This is a genomic window from Streptomyces sp. NPDC005761, from assembly GCF_040630635.1.
GTDB lineage: Bacteria > Actinomycetota > Actinomycetes > Streptomycetales > Streptomycetaceae > Streptomyces.
Window position 1 is genome coordinate 13,330 of record NZ_JBEXXX010000019.1, and the last position, 26,515, is coordinate 39,844.

Genomic DNA, 26,515 nt, shown 5'->3' on the forward strand with positions numbered 1-26,515 from the left:
CCCACAGCGGAACGAACCTGAAACCACTCAGAGGTCTGCCGGTCATACTGACTGTCATGACACCGACGGCCACATCCGTGTCGTTCGACACCACCGGGTGGGGCCCGGTCGAGGGGCTGTACGTCGGATCACGACACCAAGTGCTCTTCGGCACCCTGAACCCGGAGCCGCTACCGCTGCGGGAGCCGCTCGGGGACGCGGCCTGGTGCAGGGACGCGACGTTCGACCATGATGACCAAGGAACGGTCGTAGTCGGCGGGGTCCACGAGTGGGAGTCGGAAGGCAACTGCAAGCCCGCTCCGTGCGGGCTCGGGCAGAGTCCTTGCGTTTGCTCGCGATCTTCTGCCGCGGCGTCATGCCCGGGTGGTGTGGCAGGAAGGAGTCCGTCATGAACCTTCGTGCGCTCGCCCGCATGTATGCCGACGGCGAGATGTCGACGACGGGGGCCATGGCCGAGCTCGACAGACGCGTGGACATTCCTTTGTCCGAGGGACAGCGCGGCCTGTGGGCGCTTGCCAAGATGGAGCCGGAGACGTACGCGTACAACGTTCCCGTGTGCTTTTCGTTCGCGGACGTGGATACCGCGGTGCTTCAGGCCGCATTCCGCGACACGCTTTACCGCCATCCGCTTCTCTCGGCCGCGGTGCGCGAGACGGATGACGGGCCGCGTCTGTCCCACGGAGATGCGGACGAATTCTCCGTCGAGGACGTGGACATCTCCGATGTGCCGTCCGGTCGAGTGCTGAACCTTTTGCGGGAAAGCGCGAGGCGGCCGTTCGACCTGGCCGGTGGTCCCTTGGCCAGGCTGGCCGTCCTGCGCCGCTCCCCGTCCGAGGCCTACGTTCTGCTGGTCGTTCATCACCTCGTGATCGACGGAGTGTCGGGGCGTCTCGTCATCGACACGCTGTTCGGTTCGTACCGGGCGCGGGCCGAGGGGCGGGACGTGCCGACAGAGGTGGGCTCCGCCTCGTTCGGTGAGTTCGTCGCGTGGGAGCGGGACCTACTCGCCGGCGAGCGCGCCGAGCAGGACCGCGAGTTCTGGGTGCGGGAGCTCGCCGGCGCGGACGTCCTCACGGGGTTACCCTCGCAGGTGGCTCTCCCGCCGGACGCGCCTCATGTGGGCGAGGTATTCACCAGCCGGCTGCCGAGGGATCAGGCCGCCGCCGTCGCGGCCTTCACCGCTTCGCACGAGATCAGCCCGGGGATCTTCTTCCTGGCGGCCTTCCTGACTCTGCTGCACCGGTACACCGGAAGCGGGGACCTCGTCATCGGCATGCCGGTGGCCGGGCGCCCGACGGAACACTTCGACCCGATCGTCGGCTTCTTCGTCAACACACTGCCCGTCCGGAGCAGGCCGGAGGCCTCCGAGGAGTTCACGTCGTTCGCCCGGCGCGTACAGTCCACGGTGCTCGAAGTACTCGAGCACGGGGCCTACCCGTTCCACCGGATCGTGGGCGATCTCGGTGCCAGGGGCGTGAATCCGCGGTCGCCCCTTTATCAAATCGTGTACAACTATCAGGATTCTGCTCTCTCCGGATACCTGGAGGAGCGGGCCCGCGCCACCGGCGAGACGGACTTCGAGCTCGTCGACGGTCTGTACCAGTCGGGTGAGTACGACCTCACGGTGGACGTGGCTCCCGGTGACGGGTTCCTGGTGAACTGGAAATACCACCCCGACGCCTTCTCGGCCCACGCCGTCGCGGGCATGGCAGAACACTTCGCCACCCTGGTGGACAGCATCCTCGCCTCGGACGGGCAGTCGCCGATAGGCACGTTGAACCTGCTTGACGACGAGGAACGGCGCCTCGTCATCGAGGCATGGAACCGCACCGAGGCCGACTTTCCCGCGCATCGGACGTGCTGGGACCTCTTCGCCGAGCAGGCAGAGGCGAACCCGGACGCCCCGGCGGTCACCTGCGGGGAGCGAACCCTCACCTATCGCGAACTCGCGCACCGGAGCTCGGCGCTGGCACATACGCTGACGCGTCAAGGCGTCGGCCCCGGGGACGTCGTAGGGGTCTGCTACGAACGGTCACTCGACCTTGTCGTGGCCCTCCTCGCCGTCATGAGGCTCGGTGCGGTGTACCTGCCCCTGGACGGCCGACTGCCGGCCGAACGCCTCTCCTACATGGTCGAGGACAGCGGTGCGCAACTCGTCATCTGCCATGAGGCGGTGATGGACAGCCTGGCCGCCGTGGGGGCGCCGAGGACGAGGCTGTATCCGACGGACCGTCAGGATGATGAGGTCCCCCACGCATGGGCGGCGGCGGGGGAGACGACCGCCGCCGCGCCGGACTCGCGAGCCTCGACACCCGCAGCCGCCTACATCATCTACACCTCGGGCAGCACGGGGAAGCCCAAGGGCGTCGTGGTCCCGCACGCGGCGCTGACCAATTTCCTGCTGGCCATGGCACACACGCTGGAAGTGACGTCCGACGATCGGCTGTTGGCCATCACCACGCACAGCTTCGACATCGCCGCCTTGGAGCTCTACCTCCCGCTGATCACCGGCGGGCAGGTCTGCATCTCTGATTCGGCCACGGCCGCCGATGCCACGTTGCTGGCAGAAAAGGTCGCCGACTGGCGGCCCACGATCATGCAGGCCACTCCGGCGACCTGGGCCATGCTGGTGCGCGTCGGGTGGCAGAACACCGAGGGCGTCAAGGTGTTGTGTGGCGGTGAGGAGTTACCCGTCGGCCTGAAGGACCAACTCGTGGCGCGCGGCGAGGCCTGGAACCTGTACGGGCCCACGGAGACGACCATCTGGTCAGCGGCCAAGCGGCTGCGCCGCGAGGAGCCGGTGACCATCGGCAGCCCCATCGCGAACACCCAGCTGTACGTCCTCGACCAGAACATGAGTCCCCTGCCTGTCGGCGTGACCGGCGAGCTGCACATCGCGGGCGAAGGGGTCGCCCTGGGCTACCACCGGAAGCCGGAGCTGACGGCCGAGCGCTTCCTGGACAACCCGTTCGTGCCCGGACGGCTGTACCGCACCGGCGACCGCGCGCGCCGACTGCCGAATGGCGAGATCGTCGTCCTGGGCCGGATGGACCACCAGGTCAAACTGCGCGGTCATCGCATCGAACTCGGTGAGATCGAGGCGGTGCTCGATGCCCGCCCGGAGATCGGCCGAAGCGTCGTCCTGCTCGAACATGCCGGCCTGTCGGACAGGCTCACGGCCTACTACACCGGGAACGAGGAAGCGTCGGTCGACGCCGCGTTGCTGCGCGCGGAACTCGCCAAGACCCTCCCCGCCTACATGCTGCCCGCCGCATTCGTGGCCCTGGACGCCTTTCCGCTCACCGCGCACGGCAAGGTCGACCGGGCGAAGCTGGCCGAGGCCGCCCGGACGGCGCCGCTCCCGGCCGCCGGCAGCCCGGCCGCCCTCGACGTCGAGCGGACCGTGCGCGGGATTTTCGAAGAGGTGCTCGGCTCGCGTGACATCGATCGTGCCGCAGGCTTCTTCGACATCGGCGGGGACTCCTTCGCGGCCATCGAAGCGGTGGCGCAGATCAACCGCGAGTTCGGCTGCTCGATGCGACCCACCAGCCTTTTCGCGCACCCGTCCGTCGCGGCGATGGCCCGACACCTGACGGGGCTGCTGCCTGCTGGGCAGGCACCCGTGGCGCAGCCGGTCGAGCCCGAGCGGCACCCTGCTCCGCGCCATGCCACTCCGGCGGCCGACGACGCCTCGCTCGACGATTCGATCGCGGTGATCGGCATCTCCTGCCGGTTCCCGGGAGCCGGGGACCATCGCGCGTTCTGGTCCGTGCTCGTGGAAGGACGCAGCGGCTCCACGGCATGGTCGGTCGAGGAACTGCGCACGCTCGGAGTCCCGGAGGAGCTGATCACCCGACCCGGATACGTGCCGCAGCGGTCGGTCGTGGACGGCAGAGCGGAGTTCGACGCGGCGTTCTTCGACATCTCCCCCCGCGACGCCGAGTTCATGGACCCACAGGCGCGCTTGCTGTTGCAGCACGCGTGGCAGGCGTTGGAGGACGCCGGTTACCGCCCGGAGGACGTTCCCGGGACCAGCGTCACCACGTCGACGAGCTCGAACTTCTACCAGGCCCTGCTCCCGGCTCTGATGGCGAACGCGTCGGGCCCGCGGGTCCTGGCGAACTCCGAGACCTACGCCGCGTGGCTGTTCGCCCAAGGCGGCACGGTGCCCACGATGATTTCCACGAAGCTGGGCCTCCACGGCCCCAGCATGGCGGTGAGCACGAACTGCTCCTCGGCGTTGAGCGCGGTGCACGTCGCCTGTCAGGGACTCCTGGCCGGCGATGCCGACCAGGCGATCGTCGGCGCGGCCAGCCTGTTCTCCGCGGGGGAACTGGGATACGTGCACCAGCCGGGCCTCAACTTCTCGAGCGACGGTCGCAGCCGCGCGTTCGCCGACGCCGCCGACGGCATGTCAGGTGGTGAAGGTGTAGGTGTGGTCGTCCTCAAGCGCGCCAGTGAGGCGATCGCCGCCGGCGATCACATCTACTGCCTGATCCGCGGCGTCGCGGTGAACAACGACGGCGGCGACAAAGCGGGGTTCTACGCGCCCGGCGTGCGCGGCCAGGCCGAGGTGATCCGCAAGGCGCTGGACAAGGCGGACACGGACCCGGCGACGATCAGCTACGTCGAAGCGCACGGCACGGGCACGAGGCTCGGCGACCCCATCGAGGTCGCGGCTCTGACCGAGGCGTACCGCCACTACACGGCACGCAGCCAGTACTGCGGCATCGGCTCGGTCAAGAGCAACATCGGTCACCTGGACGCGGCCGCGGGGATCGCCGGCCTCATCAAGGTGGCCCTGGCCCTGCAGCACGGAGAGGTTCCGCGGACCCTGCACTGCGACGTACCGAGCTCGGAGATCGACTGGGACGAGTCGCCGTTCTTCGTGGCCGACCGGAATCTGCCGCTGGACGGCGACGAGCCCGCGCGGGCGGGGTTGAGCTCCTTCGGGATCGGCGGCACCAACGTGCACGCGGTACTGGAACAGGCGCCGACCGGTGCGCGGGCCGCCGGACGCCCCGGCCCCCAAGCCGTGGTCCTCTCGGCCCGCGACGAGGAGCGGCTCGGCGTCCTCGCGCGGCAGCTTCTGGAGTTCCTGCCGGGATACCGGGACGCGCACGGCGATCTGGCGTCGCTCGCCTACACGCTGCAGGTCGGGCGGCGGGCGATGGCCGAACGAGTGGTCTTCGTCGCGAACGACGTCGACGGGCTGATCGCGACCCTTCAGGACTACGTCGAGCGCGGCACGCGCGGAACGGTGTTCGAAGGTACGGCCCGACGGCCCGGGGACGAGCTGCTCGACCTCTTCGATCGCGTCGGGGAGCTGCGAGACCTTCTCGCCGGGTGGCTCGAACACGGGGAGTGGGACAAGATCGCGCCCCTGTGGGTCAACGGCATCGATGTCGAGTGGCGCATCTACCACGGCGCGAATGCGCCGATGCGGGTGAGTCTGCCGACGTATCCGTTCGCTGCGAAACGGTACTGGCCGGCTGCCGAGGCGGTGTCGGTCCCTCGGGCCGCAGACCCGCTCGACGCGGCATCGCTGCTCGTGGCCGCGGCCAGGCCCGAGAGCGTCGAGACGTTCCTGTCCGGTCGCACGTCCGCCACGGACGAGATGGACAGCCTCTCGCGCCCGCTCGTGCTCGCACAGCTCGTGGCGGCGGGACTCTTCGACGCGCCCGTTCGCCGCGACCTGATCGGGCAGAGGACCACGCCGTCCTTCGCCCAGTGGCTCGACCATACGGTGACCGTGCTGCTGAGCCACGGAGAACTCGTGCGTGAGGGCGAGTTCGTGGTGCCCGGGAGGAGTGCGCCAGGCCTCGACCAGGCGTGGTACGCCTGGCGCGCGTGGAAGGACGTCCGTGCCGACGATCCGGAGCTGGCGGCCAAGACCGGCCTGACCGAGCGCATGATCGAGGCCCTGCCCGCGATCCTGTCCGGGCGGACGAAGGCCACGGCGGTCATGTTCCCGGGCGGCTCGTTCGAGCTGGTCGAACCGGCATACCGGGGAAACGCGACGGCCGACTACTTCAACGACGTGACGGCCGGCGCGGTGCGCGCGGAGGTGGACGCCCGCCGCGACGGGATCCGGCTGCTGGAGATCGGAGCGGGCACCGGCAGCACCAGCGAGCGCGTTTTCGCCCAACTGACGGGACGCGACCTCGCTGAGTACTGCTATACGGACGTTTCGAAGGCGTTCCTGATCGACGCGGAGCGGCGGTTCGCCGGCCGCGTGCCGTACGTGTCCTTCACGACCTTCGACGTGGAGCGGGAGCCCGGCGCGCAGGGACTTGCGGTGGGCGGTTACGACATCGTCATCGCCAACAATGTCCTGCACGCCACCCAGGACATCGTGCAGGCAGTGCGTCATGCCGGAGCACTGCTGCGGCCCGGCGGAGTCCTCGTACTCAACGAACTCGCCCGCAACGACTGGTGGTCGCACCTGACCTTCGGGCTCCTCGAAGGGTGGTGGCGGTTCACGGACGGAAGGCGTATCCAGGGCGGACCGGCGCTGTCCTCGGACTCGTGGCGCGAAGTGTTGCGGGAGTGCGGGTTCGACACGGTCGAACTGCTGGCGGAGCCCGCCCGCGACCTGGGCCAGCAGGTACTGCTGGCGCGCGTCGGTTCGTCCGTCCCGCGCCGGGATCCGCGGCCTGCCGCGTCCGGTTCCCCCGAGGAGCACGTCCGCGCGACCGTCGAGCGGATCCTCGCCGAGACGCTGAAGCTGACTGCGGATGAGCTCGCGGCCGACAAGCCCTTCGCCGACTACGGACTGGACTCGCTCACCGGCGTCTCCCTGGTGCAGCGGCTCAACGACTCGCTGAGCACCGACCTCGATCCGAGCGTGCTGTTCGAGAACCCGTCGATCAGGCGTCTGACGAGATACGTCGTCGAGGAGGAAGGCGCTGCCGTTGGGGCCGCGTTGTCCGGGCCCTCCGCGGTGTCCGAGCTGTCCGAGCCGGCAGCCTTACCCGGGCCGTTCGCGGTCCCTGAGGCGTCCGCCGTATCCGGGCGGTCCGCGGTGTCCGGGCCCTCCGCGGTGTCCGGGCCGGCAGCCTTACCCGGGCCGTTCGCGGTCCCCGAGGCGTCCGCCGTATCCGGGCGGTCCGCGGTGTCCGAGGTGTCGGGCGGTGGCCGGGAGCCCGTCGCCATCGTCGGCATGAGCGGCCGGTTCCCGGGCGCTCGGGATACCGACGAGTTCTGGGACCTGTTGGTCTCCGGCCGGGACGCTGTCTCGAAGGTGTCCCGCTGGGACCTCGCGTCACTGGGCAGCGTCTGCCTGGACGGCGGTCTCCTGGAAGGCGTAGACGAGTTCGACCCGCTCTTCTTCGGGATCTCCGGTGCGGAGGCCGTCTACATGGAGCCGCAGCAGCGGCTGTTCCTTGAGGAGGCGTGGCGTGCGCTCGAGGACGCGGGCCACGCGGGCGAGTCGCTCGACCGCGACCGGTGCGGTATCTACGTGGGCTGCGCCGCGGGCGACTACCTGGATCTGACGGGGCCGTCCGACTACCCGGGCCAGGCACTGTGGGGCAACATGAACTCGCTCGTGCCGTCCCGCATCGCGTACTACCTGGACCTGCACGGGCCGGCGATCGCCGTCGACACCGCGTGCTCCAGCTCGTTGGTCTCCCTCTACCTGGCGTGTCAGGCGCTGTGGGCGGGCGAGGTCACCACGGCGATCGCGGGCGGGGTCTACGTCCAGAACTCGCCGCGGCTGTATCTCGCGGCGTCGCGGGCCGGGATGCTCTCCCCGACGGGCCGGTGCCGTTCGTTCGACCAGTCGGCCGACGGATTCGTGCCCGCCGAGGGAGTCGGTGCGCTGATCCTCAAACGACTCTCGGACGCCGAGGCGGACGGCGACCACATCCACGGCGTGATCCGTGGAATCGGGATCAACCACAACGGCACGACGAACGGGATCGCCGCGCCGAACGGGACCTCGCAGGAACGGCTGATCCGGCAGATCTACCAGGACTTCGACATCGACCCCGCCGGGATCGGGTTGGTCGAGGCGCACGGCACCGGAACCAAGCTCGGCGATCCGGTGGAATTCCGGGCGCTCGACCGCGCATTCCGCGGCTTCACGGACGCCGAGCGGTTCTGCTCGCTCGGCTCGACCAAGGCCTCCATCGGCCACGCGCAGGCGGCGGCCGGAGTGATCGGCGTCATCAAGGCACTGCTGGCGATGAGGCACGAGGTGATCCCGGGTCTGCCCCACCACACCGCGACGAACTCCAGTGTCACGTTGGCCGGCAGCCCGTTCTTCGTGCACACGGAGCCGAGGCGGTGGGCCGTGCCCGACGGCGGCACGCGGCGCGCCGCGGTCACGTCGCTCGGCGCGAGCGGAACCAACGCCCACGCCGTCATCGAGCAGCCGTCCAACCCGTCCGCGCAGCCCGCACCGCCGCGGAGCAGGCAGGACGGGGCCCGGTTGATCGTGCTGTCCGCGGCGACGGAGCACGCCTTGCGTGAACAGGTCGTCCGGCTCGCGCGCCACTGCCGCGAGCACCCGGACCTCGATCCCGGCGACGTGAGCCACACACTTCTGCTCGGCCGCAGGCACCGGCGGTATCGATGGGCGAGTGTGGTCCGGGATATCGCAGAACTGGAAAGCCGGTGCACTGCCTGGCTCTCCGGGCAGGACATTCCGGCGCGGGGTACGGACTCCAGGCTGCGGACACTCGCCCAGCAGTTCCTTGACGGTGAGGCACCGGATTTCGCCGAGTTGTTCCGCGACCGCCGCCACCGCCGCGTACCGCTGCCTGGCTACCCCTTCGAGGGGGAACGCTATGCGCTGCCGGGCCGCGCGACGGCAGACGACGGGCCGCGGCGTGACGGGGGAGTCCTCACCGGCGACGAGTTCTACCTGCGTGAACATCAGGTGCGGGGAACCGGGATCGCCCCGGGGGCCATGTATCTGCAGTGGGTCGCAGCGGCGGCGAGGCGGACCGCGAGCGACGCGGTTCGCTTGCACGACATCGTCTTCCTGCGACCCCTCTCGGCCTCGGAGGCGCCGCGCGCACTGCGGGTGGCGCTTCGCGCGGACGGCGACGTCACCCGGTTCACGGTGTCCTCCACGGGGTCCGCCGGAGACGAGCCCGTTCTCCACTGTCAGGGTGGGGTGTCCGCCGCGGAGCCGACGGCTGCGCGGGCGCTCGATCTGCCCGCGCTCCTTCGGGACTTCCGGTCCACGTCATTCGACCCCCTGCGGTTCTACGCCGAATGGCGGGATCGCGGCATCGCCTACGGCCCCACGTTCCAGGGGGTCGTGGCGGTGCACCGCAGCGACAGCGCGGTGCTCGCCGAACTGCGGCTGCCGGGCACGGCGTCAGGAACCATGGACGGCCTCGGCCCGCACCCGGCGCTGGTGGACTCGGCGATGCAGTGCATGCGATTGCTCGACGGCGACGATCGGGTCGGGCTGGTGTTCGGCATCAAGTCGGCCGAAGTCCTCGCTCCCGGCGCGACCACCATGTGGGCCCTGATACGCCGTGCCGAGGACGCGCGCGGCGCGGACCGGATCGACATCGACCTGGCGACCGACGACGGCACGGTGTGCCTGCGTCTGCGAGGCATCGCAGGCCGTCGAACCGAGCAGACGCCGGACCCGGCGGACGGCGTCGCCACGCTGGTGCCGGTGTGGGATCCCCTTCAGTCGACGGAATCCGTGACGTGGCCGCAGGGTTCCGCATCGGTGGGCGTCATCGCGTCCCCAGGGCAGGCGCGGGACGTCCTCCTCGCGCGTCTGCCGGGCGCGCACGTGGTCGCGGACCCGGCGCAGAGTACGCACGACGACCTGGAGACGTCTCTCCGGTCGGTCCCGGAACTCGACCATCTGATCTGGGTGGCGCCCAGCGCCGTGGACGACCGGTCCGGTGCGGGCGTCGTCGAGGGCCAGTCCAGCGGCTCGCTGCATGCCTTCCGCACGGTGAAGGCACTGCTGGCCGCAGGGTACGGCGATCGCTCACTGGGCCTGACCCTGATCACCGAGCGGGCGCACGCCGTCCATGAGGCCGAGACCGTCGACCCGGCGCACGCCGGTGTCGCCGGCCTGGCGGGGTCGACCGCGAAGGAGTACCCGGACTGGCGGGTGCGGGTGGCGGACGTCGAGGACTACGACGCGCCTTCGCTCGCCGCGGTGCTGGACCTGGCAGCTGACCCGGACGGCAACCTGCGTATCCACCGCGACGGCCGGTGGCACGGGCAGCGGCTGATGACCGTTCAGCCGGCCTCGCCGACGACGTCCCGGCTTCGGCAGGGCGGCACGTACGTCATCATCGGCGGGGCGGGCGCCCTCGGCACGGTCATCAGCGAGTACGTGATCCGCCGGTACCACGCCCAGGTGGTGTGGCTCGGACGAAGGCCGCGGGACGCGCGGGTCGAGGCCGCCATCTCTCAGGCGACCGGCGCGGACGGGCCCGCGCCGCTGTACCTGCGGTCCGACGCCACCGACCTCGCGTCCCTGAGCGCGGCGAAGGACGAGATCGTACGACGTTTCGGCGCGGTGCACGGCGTCATCCACTCGGGCCTCGTGTTCTCGGGGGCGAGCCTGGCCCGGATGAGCGGGGCGCAGTTCGAGGACGTGCTCCGCGGCAAGGTCGACGCGAGCGTCCGGTGCATGGAGGTGTTCGGCGGTGAATCGCTCGATTTCGCCCTGTTCCTGTCCTCGATCAACTCCTACCTCAAAGCCATCAAGCAGGCGAACTACGCGGCCGCCTGCACGTTCCTCGATTCGTTCGCACTGACGGTGCAACGCCGCTACGGCGCTGCCGGCAAGGTGCTGAACCTGGGCTACTGCTTCAACAACGCACCCACCGAGGGAGAGCGGGGCGCAGTGGTCGGAGCGCAGGCGCCGCTCATCCAGCCGGACGAGCTGACGGCGGCGATCGAACGGCTGTGCGCGGGGCCGGTGAGCAGGCTGACGTTGATGAAGTTCAGTGCCGCGCTCAACAACCGGGGCATCGTTCTGGGCGACGACGAAGTCATCCTCCCCACGGCCGTGCCGCCGGACGCTGTGCCCGCCGACGTCCAGGAACCGGCGGCGGCGCCGGGCGGCGAACTGGAGCGGCTACGCGCCCGCACCGCAGAGCTGACCGCGCTCGCGATCTGATCGCGGCCTTCGAAGGGACTGCTCATGAAACAGCTGCTGATCGACTTTCTCTGGTCCCATCTGCGTACGCTCGGCGCGTTCCGTGAATCCGGGCAGACCCCGGAGGCCGCACGGGAGTCGGCAGGCCTCGCACCGGGGTACGGCGCCTGGTTCGACGAGTGCCTGCGCGTCTTCGAGGGGGCCGGCTACCTTGATCGGCGGGACGGCAGGATCCTGTTCGACGATGCAATGCCGCATCGGCCGATCGAGCAACTGTGGCGCGAGTGGGAGACGGAGAAGCCCGCGTGGCGGGGGAATCCCGACCTCGCGGCCACCCACCTCCTGGTGGAGACCACCTTGCGTGCGTTCCCCGAGATCCTCAGCGGACGGCGACCGGCCACCGAGGTCATCTTCCCCGGGGGATCGCTGGAGCTGGTGCAGAACGCCTACGCGACCAACCCGGCGTCAGCGTTCTTCAACCAGGTGTTGGCCGCCGACATGGTGGCGCGGCTGCGACGGCGGCCACGGGCCCTGCCGGTGGATGCCGCGCGGATCCTGGAGATCGGCGCCGGCACGGGTGCCACGAGCGCCGTCGTCCTGGAGGCGCTGCGGTCCGCGCGGCTGGACGTGCGCGAGTACTGCTACACCGACATATCAAGGGCCTTCCTGAATCACGCGGAGCGATCGTTCGGTGCGGAGACCCCTTGGCTGACCTGCGGAATCCTGGACATCGAGCGCCCGGTGGCGGATCAGGGCTTCACCCTCGGCGGGTACGACGTCGTGGTCGCCGCCAACGTCCTGCATGCCACCCGGGACATCCGCCTCACCCTGCGCAACGCCAAGGCGCTTCTCCAGCCCGGCGGACTGCTGGTCCTGAACGAGCTGACCGCGAACAATCTGCTCAGCCAGTTCTCGTTCGGCCTCCTCGACGGATGGTGGCGCTACGAGGACCCGCACCTGCGTATCCAGGGCAGCCCGCTGCTCTCCACGGCGCACTGGCGGCAGGTCCTGACGCAGGAGGGATTCCGGGCGATCGCTCTGCCCGCGCGGGATGCCGAGGATCTGGGACAGCAGATCATCGTGGCCGAGAGCGACGGCGTCATACGGCAGGCGACACCCGTACCGCGCCCGTCCGCGCCGTCCGCGCCGCCGGTGCGCGAGAGTCCGGCGCGGGCCGTGGCCGGTCTCAGCGCAGGGAGTGAGCCCGGAGACGGGCTGCGCGCCCACATCGAGGCAGTCGCGCTCGATGTGCTGGCAGAGGCGTTGGACATCCCGCGGACGAGGATCGGGCGGGGCGAGCCCTTCTCGGACTACGGGCTCGATTCGATCTTCGCGGTGAACGTGGCCCGGACCCTCGGCGCGACGCTCGGTATCGACCTCGACATCACTGTGCTGTTCGAGCACAACACCCTGGCCGAGCTCGGCGAGTTCATCGTCTCCGAATACGCCGATGACCTGCGGGACGTGCTTCCGCCTGAGCCCGCACCGCAGGACCGGGCGCCCGATCCTGCACGGCCTCGACCTCGGCCTGAACTCGACGAGGCCGCCCTCGACGGCATGGCGATCATCGGCATGTCCGCACGCTTCCCCGGGGCCGACGACGTCGACGAGTTCTGGCGGATCGTCGAGCAGGGCAGACGGTGCATCAGCGCACCGCCGGAAAAGCGTGCGGACTGGGCGGGCCACGGCGACGAGGCGGCGGCGCTGCGGGGCGGATTCCTCGACGGGGTGCACGAATTCGATCCCCTCTTCTTCCGCATGTCGATGACCGAGGCGCGCCAGGTGACACCGGAGCTGCGCCTGCTGTTGATGACGTCGTGGAACGCCGTCGAGGACGCGGGCTATCGGCCGGCCGAGCTGCGGACCCGGCCCACGGGCGTCTTCGTCGCCACGACGCAGAGCGAATACCGGCCCGCCGCCATGGACCTGATGAGCCTGCCGTCGCCCGCGATGGTGCCCAACCGGATCTCCTACCTGCTCGACCTCAACGGCCCCAGCGAGCAGTGCGACACGACGTGCTCGTCCTCGTTCGTGGCCCTGCACCGGGCGATCCGGTCCATCCGCGACGGCGAGTGCGAGCAGGCGCTCGTCGGCGGGGTGAACCTGGTGATGTCGCCCGCGGGTTTCGGCGGGATGCAGACCGCGGGGATGCTCAGCCCGAGCGGCGACGTCCGGCCGTTCCAGCAGGGCGCCGACGGTACGGCGCGCGGCGAGGGTGTCGCCGCCGTACTGATCAAACCGCTGCGCCGGGCCATGGAGGACGGGGACTTCGTCCACTGCGTCGTGCGCGGCACCGGCGTGGCCCACGGCGGCAGGGGCGTGTCCTTCACGGCACCGAACATCAGGGGCATGAAGACAGCCGTCGCGCACGCCTACGCCGACGCCGCGATCGATCCGGGCGCCGTGGATTACATCGAGACCCACGGCATGAGCTCGATGCTGGCGGACAGCGCGGAACTGGCGGCGCTCGGCGCCGGACTCCGTAGCGAGGACGACAGCGAGGACGTGACGTACCTGGGCAATGTGAAGCCCTGCATCGGGCACACGGAGGTGGTCTCCGGCCTGGCCGCGCTGGTGAAGACCGCGCAGGCGATGCGGCACGGCGTGATCCCGGCGCTCCCGGGCTTCGGGCGGCTGCACCGCGACCTCTCGCTCAAGGGGACGCGGCTGCGCATCGCCGCGCAGAACCTGCCCTGGCCCGCACGCACCGACGACGCGGGCCGGCCGCTGCCGCGCCGGGCGGGCATGCACAGCTTCGGGATCGGCGGCGTGAACGCGCATGTCGTGCTGGAGCAGCACACCGTCTCCGCGCACCTGGACGACGACCCGGGTGCGCAGGTCCTTGTGCTCTCGGCGCAGAGCGTCGACGCTCTGCGCGAGCGGGCGCGCCGACTTATTCACCGGCTTGCCGAAGCGGATCCGCGCTCCTGGGCGGACATCGCGTACACGTTGCAGGTCGGCCGGGAGGCGATGAGCTGCCGGCTGGCGTTCGTGGCGCAGAGCACGGACGAGGCCGCTCGCATTCTGGACGGTTGGCTGGGCGGCGACCCGGACACGCTAGCCCACGTGGATTTCGACGACGGCGTCGATCCCGCTGCCGGCGCCGAGCACGACGGGAAGCCGACGCAACTCGACCACGTAGCGGGACACTGGGTCGCGGGCACGTCCATCGACTGGGACCTGATGCACCGCGGCGCTCGACGCAGGCGGATCGCGCTGCCCGGGTACCCCTTCGCACGTCTGACCTGTTTCGCCGAGCAGGCGCCGCGGCCGGATCAGGCCTCGCAACCAGACATCGGCCCTGCGGACGGCGAAGCCTTCGTCGCCGACCTCGTCGCCTCGGTGCTGGGCCTGTCGCGCCACGAGATCGACGGCACGAGGTCGCTCGCCGACTACGGTCTCAACTCCCTGCTTCTGGTCGCGATGCTGGGCCGGATCAGCAATGCGTTCCCGGGTTTCCAGCCTGAATGGTGGCAGCCGCACGACACGTTGAACGACGTGGTCGCGAGGCTGCCCGAGGCGGATGCCCGCTCCACGCGCGGGCCGGCCCCGGAGCTGGTGCGGCTCAACGGCGCGACCGAGGGCAGGCCGGTCTTCTGGATCCACGGCGCCCTCGCCGGCGTCGAGTCCTACCGCACGATCGCTGAGCGGATCGACCGCCCGTTCTACGGCATCCAGGCCCGTGGCCTGCTGACCGAGGATGCGCCGATCGAGGGCGTCACGGCCATGGCCGAGTACTACACCGAGGTCATCCGCTCGGTGCAGCCCGAGGGGCCGTACGACGTCGGCGGATTCTGCCTCGGCGGCATCATCGCCTATGAGGTGACCCGGCGGCTGCAGGCACAGGGCCAGGACGTGGCCTCGTTGACGATGGTGGACTCCCCGGACGAGACCGGCCTGGCGAAGTCGAACGCGAACGGGTTCCAGTCGGCGCAGAGCGCGGCTCTGCAGGTCGTCAATTCCCTGCTCTGGCCGGCTGGGGAGAAGGACCCGGCGGTCCTGCGCGCACGTCTCGTCCACCGGGACGAGGTCGCGGAGGACCTGGACGAGGACGCGTTCGTCGTGCGGCTCGCGGAGTTGGCGGCCGAGCGCGGCCTCGCCATGAGACCCGCCCAGATCGCGCGGTTCGTCAGGCGCAACATGGAGATCCAGCTCGCCTACCGGCTCGGCGAACACACCATCGGGCCGCTGCCGCGGCCGGAAGCCGTGGTGTGCGTCTACTTCCGTAACCGGCGCGGGCTCTTCCTGGGCGAGGTCGAACCGTACTTCCAGGTCGCCGGCGAGACCTTCTCCCTCGACCACGTGGATTACCAGCAGGACTGGGGACGTGAGCTGCCAGGCCTTCGCCTGGTGGAGATCGACGCCGCGAACCACATGACGATCCTGAACGACGCGGGGCCGCTCACCGCGATCGAGGAGACATGCCTGGCGCTCTACGCGCCCGACGAGATCGGGGCCTCCCGTGGCTGACCGGACCGCCGCCCGCACGAACGACTGCCACGAGCCGGTGGCGATCGTCGGCATCGGTTGCCGACTGCCGGCACTGATCGAGGATCCGACCGCACTCTGGCAGGCTCTGCTCAAGGGAGTCGACGCGGTGCGTCAGGTGCCGGCCGACCGGTGGAACGCCACCGCATGGGCCGACGCGGAGGCGTCCGGCGCGGCGGCGAACCGTCGAGGCGGATTCCTTGACGACGTCACGGGGTTCGACGCGGAGTACTTCGGCATCTCACCGGCCGAGGCACGGCAGATGGACCCGCAGCAGCGGATCGCCCTGGAGGTGGCGTGCGCCGCGGTCGAGGACGCGCGGCGTTCCACAGCGAGTCTCGCGGGCACACGCACCGGCGTCTTCATGGGCGCGATGTGGCAGGAGTACCCGCTGTTCACCGAGGGCGTCGCCGAGGCGATCCACGCCCACTCGGCCATCGGCTGGGACAACTCGGTGATCCCGTCCCGCATCGCCTACGCGCTGGGGCTGCGCGGTCCCGCGATGGGCGTGGCGACCGCGTCGAGCTCCTCGCTGGTCGCGGTGCACCTCGCCGTGCAGAGCCTGCGCTCCGGCGAGTCGGACTTCGCACTTGCCGGCGGCGTCAACCTGATGCTGCATCCGAACACCTCGGTGGCCTTGACGAAACTCGGCACGCAGAGCCCTGCCGGCCTGTGCCGGGCCTTCGACGGCGACGGCGACGGCTACGCCCGGGGCGAGGGCTGCGCGGTGGTCGTGCTGCGCCGGCTGTCCGACGCGCTCGCCGACGGCGACCGCGTCTATGCGCTGGTGCACGGCAGTGCCGTCAACAACGACGGCGCGACGGACGGACTGACCGCCCCCGGCCACGAGGCGCAGGCGGAGGTGCTGCGGTCGGCGTGGGAGAACGCCGGCGTCGCGCCGTGTGCGGTGTCGTACGTCGAGGCGCACGGCACGGGCACGCCCCTGGGCGACGTGACGGAGGCGGGCGCGCTCGGCACCGTGTTCGGGCCCGACCGGCCCGCGCCGCTGCGCATCGGCTCGGCGAAGACGAACTTCGGCCATCTCGAGCCGGCGGCCGGTGTGCTCGGGCTCGTCAAGGTCGCGCTTGCGGTGCACCACGGTGTCATTCCGCCGAGCCTGCACTTCCGCACACCGAACCCGCGCATCGACTTCTCCGCCGAACGTCTGGAAGTGGTCACCGAGGCAGCTGCGTGGCCGGCCGGGCCGCGGTTCGCGGGGGTGAGCAGCTTCGGATACGGCGGCACCAACGCGCATGTCGCCCTGGGTGAGGCGCCCGAAAGCGCGCCGGTACAGGCCACGGGGGATGCGGGCGGCCCGGTCTGCCTGGCGGTGTCCGGCGCGAGCCCGCACGCGCTCGCGCGTAACGCCGAACGGCTGGCGAGCCACCTCGGGCAGTCGCCAGGGACGAGGCCGGCCGATGTCGCCTACTCGCTGGCGACGACCCGCACGCAGCACCCCACACGCGGCGTGGTGATCGCCGCAACGACGGACGAGGCGGTGGCCGGTCTGCGGGCGATCGCCGCGGACGAGAGCCACGACGCGGTGGTGACGGGCGCGGCTGCCGGTCGCGGCCGCGTCGCGTTCGTCTTCCCCGGCCAGGGCGCCCAGTGGTGGGGGATGGGCCGGTCGCTGTGGGAGCAGAACGACGCGTTCCGCGAGGCCGTGACGGCCTGCGACGAGGCTCTCGTCCCGCACACCGGGTTCTCGGTCGCCGCGATCGTGCGTGGGCAGGACGGGCTCGCGCCGCCCTTCACTCGCACGGACGTGGTGCAGCCTGCGTTGTTCGCGATGTACGTCGGTCTCGCCGCGATGTGGCGGGCCTGGGGGGTCGAGCCCTCGGCGGTCGTCGGCCACAGCCAGGGTGAGGTGGCCGCGGCTGTCGTCAGCGGGGCGTTGAGCCTGGCGGACGGCGCTCGGATCGTGGCGGTGCGCGCTCGGGCCGTGCACGATCATGCGCCTGACGGGGCGATGGGACTCGTGGAGCGCCCGGTGGGCGAAGTCGTCGAGGAGTTGGCGGCCTACGGCGGGGCGCTGTCCGTCGCGGTGGTGAACACCGCGCGATCGACCGTCGTGGCCGGAGACGCCGAGGCGGTGGACCGCTTCCTCGCGCACATGGAGGCCACCGGCGCGTACTGCCAGCGCGTGGACGTGGACTACGCGTCGCACAGCCCGCACATGGATTCGCTGCTGCCCGCGCTGCGCGAGAAGCTCACGGGCCTTGCCCCCGCTGACGCGGGGATCGCCTTCTACTCGAGCGTGACGGGGGAGCGGGCAGCCGGGCCGGAGCTCGACGCGGACTACTGGTGCCGCAACCTGCGCGAGCCGGTGCGCTTCGATCGCGCGCTGGAACGCCTGCGCGCGGACGGGTTCGGGATCTTCGTCGAGGTGAGTCCGCATCCGGTGCTCCAGATAGCCCTGGCGCAAGGGACCGAAGCCGACGGGACGGCCGTCGTGGTGGGCAGCTTGCGCCGCGATCACGGCGGGATCGAACGGGCGCTGCGGGCGCTGGCAGAGCTCCACGTCCAAGGGGTCCCGATCCCCTGGGAGCGTGTGTTCTCGGCCTCGGACACGCGCAGGGCGGACCTTCCGACGTACGCGTTCGGACACCGCAGCTACTGGCTGGACGAACACGACGACGCGATTCCGGTCGCCAACAGTGCTTCGTGGCGCGAGGACGTGATGGCACTGCCCGAACCCGAGCGTCCGGGATCATTGGTCGCCCTCGTCACGGAGGAGGCCTCGGCCCTGCTCGGCCGGCCCGCGGAAGACGTGCGCCCCGACATGACGCTGCGCGACCAGGGTTTCGACTCCCTCATGGTGGTCGAGCTGCGAAACCGGCTCAGCGCACGGACACGGGTCTCGTTGCCCACAGTGCTCGCCTTCGACTACCCCACACCGCGAGCAATCGCGACCCTGCTGCTGACGCACGCCGATGCGCAGTACGAAGCCCCGGAAGTCTCGCCCGCCGTCGCCGCAGCGCCCACGCGGCCCGACGACGACGACCCCGTCGTGATCGTGTCCATGGCCTGTCGGCTTCCGGACGGGATAGACACGCCCGAAGCGTTCTGGGAACTGCTCGTCGACGGCCGCGAAGCCTCCTCCCCGTTCCCACAGCGCTGGGACGGGTGGGATCTCAGCACGATCGAGGAGGCGGAGCGCGCCGCCACCGGCAGGCGCTTCGAGCGCAAGGGCGGCTTCGTACGTGACGTCGAGGACTTCGACGCGGCGTTCTTCGGGCTCAGCCCGCGTGAGGCGCTGTCCCTGGACCCGCAGCAGCGGCTCGTCCTGGAAGTCGTATGGGAGGCCCTCGAGCGGGCCAATCTGCGCACTGCGTCCCTAGAAGGCAGCAACACAGGCGTCTACCTCGGCGCGATGAGTTCGGACTACGACGTCGCTCGGCGCTGGGACGTCGGGAGCAGCGACGGCTACAAGATCACCGGCAACGGGTCGAGCCTGATCTCCGGGCGGGTGGCCTACACACTCGGCCTTTCCGGACCGGCGCTCACCATCGACACCGCGTGCAGCTCGTCGCTCGTCGCCTTGCGCCTGGCGTGCGAGGCGCTGCGCAGCGGCGAGTGCGACCTGGCGTTCGCCGGCGGAGTGACCGTGATGAGCACCCCGCAGATCTTCGTCGAGTTCAGCCGCCTCAGTGGGCTCGCGGCCGACGGCCGCTGCAAGAGCTTCGCCGACGACGCCGACGGGACGAGCTGGGCGGAAGGCTGCGGCGTCCTGGTGCTCAAGCGGCTCTCGGACGCCAGGCGCGACGGTGACCGTGTGCTGGCCGTCGTGCGGGGCACCGCCATGAACCAGGACGGCCGCAGCCAGGGGCTCACCGCGCCGAACGGCCTCGCGCAGCAGCGCGTGCTCCGCAGTGCCCTGGCCGACGGGGGACTGGCCCCGGCCGACATCGATGCTGTCGAAGCGCACGCCACGGGCACCGTGCTCGGCGATCCCATCGAGGCCGGCGCCCTGGCCGCAGTGTTCTCGGGCCGCGTGCGACCCGTGCACCTGGGATCGGCCAAGTCCAACATCGGCCACGCCCAGGCGGCCTCCGGCGTCATCGGCGTCATCAAGATGGTGATGGCGCTCCAGCACGAGTGGCTGCCCCGCACGCTTCACGCGGAAAGGCCGAACACCCGGATCGACTGGACCGGCGGCGAACTGGAACTCCTGCGGCAGCCGAGGAAGTGGCCGCGGACACGGCGGGTGCGTCGCGCCGGCGTCAGCTCATTCGGTATCAGTGGCACAAACACGCACGTCATCATCGAGGAAGCACCGGCGAACGTCGTCGCGGACCGGCCTGGCGACGACCTCGTCCACCCGTTGGTGATCTCAGGCACCGACACGGCCGCCCTGCGTGCGCAGGCCCGGCACTGGGCCGAGTGGCTCGACGCGCGGCCCGCCGCGTCGATGCGGGACATCGGCTACACCTCCGCCGTCGGCCGTACGCACTTCGACGCGCGCGCCGTGGTCTTCGCGGGCAACGCCACGGACGCTGCCGAAGCCTTGCGGGCGGTCGAGCCGGGCTCCGGCACGGCGCCGGGGGAGATCGCCTTCGTATTCGGAAGTCACGACGCGCAGCCGCCAGGGATGAATGGCCAACTGCTGGAGCAGAGCGCAGTGTTCCGCGACACCGTGACGGAGTGCGACGCGGTCCTCTCGCCGTTGACCGGCTGGTCCGTGCTGAAGGTGCTGCGAGGCGAGGAGGACGTGAACGGTCCGGAGGCGCTGCCGTGCACGCTGTTCGCGACACACCTCGGTCTTGCGGCGCTGTGGCGCAGTTGGGGTGTGGAGCCGGCGGCGGTGGTGGGCAACGGGCGGGGCGAGGTCGCCGCCGCCGTGGTGAGCGGGGCGCTGAGCTTGGAGGACGGCGCCCGCGTCGTCGCCCTTCAAGCTCGCGCGCGCACGGGGGCGGCGGTCGGCGGTGCGATTTCAGGGATCGTCCCTGCCCGGACTTCCATCCCCTTCCATTCGCGCCTGACGGGCGAGGTCGTGCCGGGCCCGGAGCTCGGCGGGGACTACTGGTTCCGCGACCTTCCGGAGCCAGAACCCGTGAGGCTCGACCGCGCGCTGGAGCGGCTGCGCGGCGAGGGCTTCGGAGTGTTCGTCGAGGTCGGCCCACCCTCTGAAGGCCCCTGGGGCGGCGTGGACCAGCTCTGGCGAGCGGCCGCCACGTTGTTCGAGCGGGGCCTGCCTCTGGACTGGGAGCGAGTCCTCGGGTCCCGAGGCGCCGGCAAGGTCGACGTCCCGACGTACGCGTTCCAACGCGAACGCTTCTGGCTCGGCGAGCTTCCGGCCGGGCCCGTCGCGGTGACAGCCGGTCAGTTGGCGGAACACCACCCGTGGTTCGATGCGATCACGACGCTCGCCGGCAGCGGCGGTCACCTGTTCACCGGCCGGCTGTCGCTCGACGAGTGCCCGTGGCTGGCCGATCACGTCGTCGGCGGGCAGGTCTACGTGCCGGGCGCGGGCTTGATCGACGCTACGCTGTTCGCAGCCCGGACCGCAGGGGCCTACGCCGTGGCAGACCTGACGCTGCTGGAGCCGGTCGTCCTCCTTCCGGGCCGCGCGCTGCGGATGCAGGCCACCGTCGGCGATCCGGACCCGCACGGGCGACGCCCCTTCGCGTTCTACAGCCAGCCAGAGGACACGGACGATCCGCTGATCTGGCAGCAGCACGTGACCGGAGAGTGCGTGACCCGCGCGTGCGACGGCGGCGCGTTGCCGCCGGACATCCACAACTGGCCGGTGCCCGACGCCCGGGCCCTCGACATCGAAGCCTTCTACGGACGCGCCCTCGCAAACGGGCTCGACTACGGCCCGGCCTTCCGAGGACTGCGCGAACTCGCCTGCCACGACGGCGTCTACTACGCGCGGGTATCCCTTCCAGGCGCCCTGGAGACGGCCGGCCACGGCCTGCATCCGTGCCTGCTCGACGCGGCACTGCAGGTCGTCGTCACCGGTCTGATGGAGGCCGGAGCGGCTCCTGGGCCGATCGTCCCGTTCATCTGGTCGGACGTCGAGCTGTTTCGTGCCGCAGGCAGAGAACTGACCGTGCGAGTGTCGTTCGAATCCGGCGGGGACGAGGACCTCGCGCCGGCCACCGTGTGGATGGCCGACCCGGCAGGCCACCCGGTGGCCCGGATCGGCAGGCTGCAGTTCCAGCACGGCAGACGTCGCGGACACCCGTTCGCCGAGCACCTCTACCGCGTCGGCTTCGAACGCGTACACCCCGTGGCCGAGATCCCCGGCCCTGCGGGCACCCTCGTGGTCGGTGACGCAGAGTTGGGCGCGGGGCTCGGCGCCGACGCCGTACCCGACCTGGACGCCCTCGTGAAGTGGCTCGATGTCCGGGGGGACACGCCTCGGCGACTCCTGTTCGCGCTGCCTGACTGCGCGTCCACCGAGTGGTACGACGCGGAACGGAGCGCCGCCGAAGCGCTGCGGACGCTTCAGGTGTGCTTCGGCGATTCCCGGCTCCAGGGCGCGGAGCTCGTCTGGATCACCCGTGACGCAGTGTCAGCGAGCCCCGGCGATCAGGTGGCGAATTGGGCCCAGGCCGCAGTGTGGGGCATGGTGCGCACGGCCCGCACGGAACAACCTGAGCGCGTCCTGCGCCTGATCGACCTCGATCCCGGTACCCCTGACTTCCGGCTCCTGGCGCGCGTGATCGAGACGGGCGGCGAGCCGGAGTGCGTACTGCGCGGCGAGACCGCCCACGTGCCACGAGCACGGCCGACCGTCGAGGAGGTCGACGCGCTCGTCCTGCCGGACGAGGGCGGCTGGCGCTTGCGCCAGCGGGAAGACGATCAGCTGGACGTCATCGCCGCCACGCACGACGAGGGTGCGCCGGAGCCGGTCGCACCGTCGGAAGTCCGCGTCGAGGTGCGCGCCGCCGGTATGAGCCCGGGGCACGCACAGGTCCTGGAGTTCGCGGGGCTCGTCACGGAGGTCGGCAGCGGCGTCACCTCCGTACACGCGGGGGGCCGGGTCGTGGGCAGTGCGGCAGGCGCGCTCGGCGATCGGATCCGGGTGGACGGTGCCGCCCTCAGGCCGATGCCCGCGAACCTCACCTTCGCGCAGGCGGCCGCTGATCCGTCCGCCTCCGCTTCGCGGCAGGACAAAGGGTCGTTCACTGCCTTCGACGTACGCGACGCGCCGTATGCCCTGCGCCACGCACAGCAGAACGCTGCGCACAGGACCGTGCTGACCTTGCCACGCTCCCTCGACCCGGACGGGACGGTGCTGATCACCGGCGGTCGCGGTGAGCTCGGCAGCGCGCTCGCCGCACATCTGGTGCGCGCGCACGGAGCGCGGCGGCTCGTGCTGCTGTCGCGGCGCGGTGGCAACACCCCCGAAGCCGGCTCGTTCGTGCGGGAGCTCGAAGCCGCGGGCGCCGAGCGGGTGGACCTGGTCGCGGCCGACGTCGCGGACCGGGCCGCAGTGGCTGCGGTACTGGAAGGGATCCACCCGAGCCATCCCCTCACGGCCGTGTTCCACCTCGCCGGCGTGCTCGACGACGGCCTGGTGGAGGGCTTCACCGCAGAGCGGCTGCACCGGGTGATGGCGCCCAAGGTGCAGGGCGCGCGGCTGTTGGACGAGTTGACCGAGCGACTGGACCTGGCCGCGTTCGTACTCTTCTCCTCTGCGGCCGGAACGCTGGGCACCGCAGGACAAAGCGGGTACGCCGCGGCGAACGCGACGTTGGACGCCCTGGCGGCGAGCCGCCGCAAGCGCGGTCTGCCAGGACTCAGTCTCGCTTTCGGGCTCTGGGAACAGGCCGGAGTGGGCATGACCGCCCATCTCGGCAAGGCCGAGCTGGGACGTCTGCGGCGTCAGGGGATCGGTGCCCTGACCTTGGCCGAGGGCCTGAAGGCCCTGGATGTCGCACTTGCGCGGCCCGAGACCCAGCTGATGCCCGTGCATCTGGAACTGGCATCGTTGCGACACGCGCTCGGCGATGCGGAAGCACCTCCCTTGCTGCGCGACTTGCTGCAGCGGACAACTGGACGGCGCCCAGCCGAAGTTCCCGAGACCGCACAGTCGCTCGATACGCGGATGGCGGACGCCTCCGAAGCCGAACGACCGGCTCTGCTGCTGGACCTCGTCCGCAGCGAAGCCGCCGACGTGCTCGGCCTGCCCGGACCCGACAGCGTGCCGGCCGACAGAGCACTGCGTTCCCTCGGGATCGACTCGCTCACCATGGTCCAGTTGCGCAAGCGCCTCGCCAAGCGGCTGAACACCACGCTGCCCGCCACGCTGGTGTTCGACTACCCGACCGCCGAGGCCATCGCCGGGCTCCTCCTCCACGACGCCACCACCCTGAAGGGGAACGAGAAGTGAAGACAGAGGCCCTGTTCATCGCGGGTACCGCAACCTACCTGCCCCCGGCGACCAAGGTCGAACAAGCCGTCGCCGACGGCCGGTTCGACGCCCAGGACGCCGAGGACACGCAGCTCGAGTCGGTCTGCGAGGCCACGGACGAAGCTCCGCCCGAGATGGCAGTGGCCGCTGCCAGAGATGCCCTGGAAAGGTCGGGTCACCGGGCCGAGGACATCGCGCTCCTGCTCCACGCTTGCGTGTACTTCCAGGGCCTCGAGTTCTACCCGACGGCCTCCTACATCCACCGCGAAGTACTCGGGGACCATTCGGCCCTCGCCTTCGAGGTCAAGAATGCTTCCAACGGCTGCATGACCGCGTTGGACATCGCGGCGCGCTCCCTCACGGCCACCGACGACGTGGCGGCGCTGGTGACCACCGCCGACAAGGTCAGTCCGCCGGCGATCGACCGCTGGAACAGCGACATCGGCATCGTCCCCGGCGACGGGGCGTCAGCGATGGTGCTCAGCAAGAGGTCCGGGTTCGCACAGGTGCTGAGCACCTGCACGGTGTCGGATCCCACCCTCGAGGGCCTGCATCGCGGCGACGCGCCCTTTACGCCTCACCACGACCCCACGCTCCCCATCGACCTGCGCCTGCGCAAACTGCAGTACCTGGGAGACGTGGAGCTCGACGAGTTCACCCGCCGATTCCGGGCCGGCCTCAGCGACTGCGTCGATCGAGCCCTGCGCGACGCGGACATCCGTCTGGGCGACGTCGCCCGGTTCGTCGTTCCGCACTTCGGACGCATCGTGCTGCAGCGCGAGGTCCTCGCCGCACTCGATATCGACCTCGATCTCACGACCTGGTCCTGGGGCCGCACCGTCGGCCACCTCGGCGCGGGCGACCAGATCGCCGGACTCGACCACCTCGTGAAGGAGCGCGCCGTAGACGTCGGGGACCTCTGCATGCTGCTCGGCGTCGGCGCCGGCTTCACCTGGACGTGCGCCGTGGTCCGGATCATCGAGCTTCCCGAGTGGCCGACGCCGCCGGCCGGATTCGACCTCGGGGGCGGGCGGATCTGATGCGCTGCTACGTGTTCCCGGGACAGGGCACCCAGAAGAAGGGGATGGGACGAAGCCTGTTCGGAAGGTTTCCCGACCTCCGCAGCCGCGCCGACCGGGTGCTCGGATACCCGATCGAGGAGCTCTGTCTGGAAAACCCGGAACGACGGCTGTCCGAGACCGCGTACGCGCAGCCCGCGATCTACGTCGTCAACGCGCTGCACTGGGCAGCGGCGCAGGAGGACCTGCCACCCGCGGACTTCTTCGCGGGCCACAGCCTCGGCGAGTACAGCGCACTGTTCGCGGCCGGCGCCTTCGACTTCGAAACCGGCCTGACGCTGGTGCAACGCCGTGCGGAACTGATGAGCCAGGTCAGCGGCGGTGCGATGGCCGCAGTCGTCGGTGTCTCCGAGCAGATCGTCGAGGAGACCCTGAAGCAGCACGATGCCACCGGCGTCGTCATCGCCAACTACAACGCGCCCGAGCAGTTCGTGCTCTCCGGCAGCCGCGAGGAACTGGCGCGGATCAAGTTGGTCTTCGAGAATGTGGAGGGTGTCCGGGGCTTCGTCCCGGTCCGAGTCAGCGGACCCTTCCACACGCCGGCGATGGCCCCGGCCGCCGCGCGCTTCCGCTCCCTGCTGGCCTCCGTCGACCTGGGCGAACTGCGGACACCGGTCATCTCCAACGTGACCGGCCGGCCGTTCGGCCCCGATGCGCAGGAAGTCCGCGAATTGCTCGCCGAGCAGATCGCCGAGCCCGTCCGCTGGACCGAGTGCATCCGGTATCTGCGGGACGCGGGCGTGTCGGTCTTCACGGAACTGAGCGAGTCGAAGGTGCTCACCTCGCTCATCGACCGGATCGTCACCGCGCAAGAGCCCGCGCCCAACCTGCGCCGAGACCTGATCGAGCGCATCAAGCGCGAGATCCTCCGGCCGGAGATCGGCGACGAGGCGCTGGGCTTCGACGAGGACGCGTCGTTCCGACAGCTCGGCCTGAACTCCATCATCTACGTGCGTCTGGCCCGCCGGGCCGGGACGGTCCTGGGCATTCCGATCAAGCCGGACGTCATCTTCCAGCACCGTTCCTGCGCCGCCCTGGCGGACTACCTCCTGACCCGCGACGACGTAGCCCCAGCCGCAGCGCCCGAGGCACCACCTGCGCCTTTGCGCGAATACCAGGACGAACGGGTGACGGCCCTGCTGCGTGAATGCGCGAACGGGACCCTCAGCGTGGACCGGACCATCGAGGCGATCCGCGCCCTCGCGTGACGAGCACCGAGCGCCATTGATCCGTCTTGCCGCAGGAGGCGCGCACACGTGGACGCCGTCCCCCTGACCTGCCCGGGTGCCGAGAGTCCCGGCCCCTGCCTCAGTGAGTGACTGTCGCCGGGGCCCCCGTCGGCCACTCGCACCCTGAAGGGATTCGCCGAGGTCCGGCTGGCTCGATCGCGCGGCCTGCCGCGTCCCTCCTTCATCCCTGGCGGAGGCCCTGCGCGACAGCTGCGGCACCGCAGAAAATCCCGTCCGCGGATAACTGATATCCGGGCCGCCC

5 protein-coding genes are annotated in these 26,515 nt (G+C 70.5%); all 5 read left to right on the forward strand.

Annotation, left to right across the window (positions count from 1 at the left end):
* The first annotated feature begins 388 nt into the window (after positions 1–388).
* The 5 genes from ABZ434_RS19015 to fabD are packed head-to-tail and all read left to right on the forward strand — an operon-like array spanning position 389 to position 26,232.
* Positions 389–11,113: an amino acid adenylation domain-containing protein gene (locus ABZ434_RS19015; RefSeq protein WP_359137722.1), complete on the forward strand. Its 10,725-nt coding sequence runs from the start codon at positions 389–391 to the stop codon at positions 11,111–11,113.
* A 24-nt stretch (positions 11,114–11,137) separates the two neighbouring features.
* Complete coding sequence (locus tag ABZ434_RS19020) at positions 11,138–15,562, forward strand: beta-ketoacyl synthase N-terminal-like domain-containing protein (protein WP_359137725.1); 4,425 nt, start codon at positions 11,138–11,140, stop codon at positions 15,560–15,562.
* The gene (locus ABZ434_RS19025; protein ID WP_359137728.1) at positions 15,555–23,924 is read left to right on the forward strand and encodes a type I polyketide synthase; all 8,370 of its coding nucleotides are present in this window, start codon (positions 15,555–15,557) and stop codon (positions 23,922–23,924) included. The genes ABZ434_RS19020 and ABZ434_RS19025 overlap by 8 nt, the downstream gene beginning before the upstream one ends.
* Positions 23,921–24,985: a ketoacyl-ACP synthase III family protein gene (locus ABZ434_RS19030; RefSeq protein ID WP_359137731.1), complete on the forward strand. Its 1,065-nt coding sequence runs from the start codon at positions 23,921–23,923 to the stop codon at positions 24,983–24,985. Before ABZ434_RS19025 ends, ABZ434_RS19030 begins: the two co-directional genes overlap by 4 nt.
* Entirely contained in the window at positions 24,985–26,232 is a 1,248-nt protein-coding gene (gene fabD, locus ABZ434_RS19035; protein WP_359137734.1) for an ACP S-malonyltransferase, read from the forward strand. Before ABZ434_RS19030 ends, fabD begins: the two co-directional genes overlap by 1 nt.
* Positions 26,233–26,515: the final 283 nt, after the last annotated feature.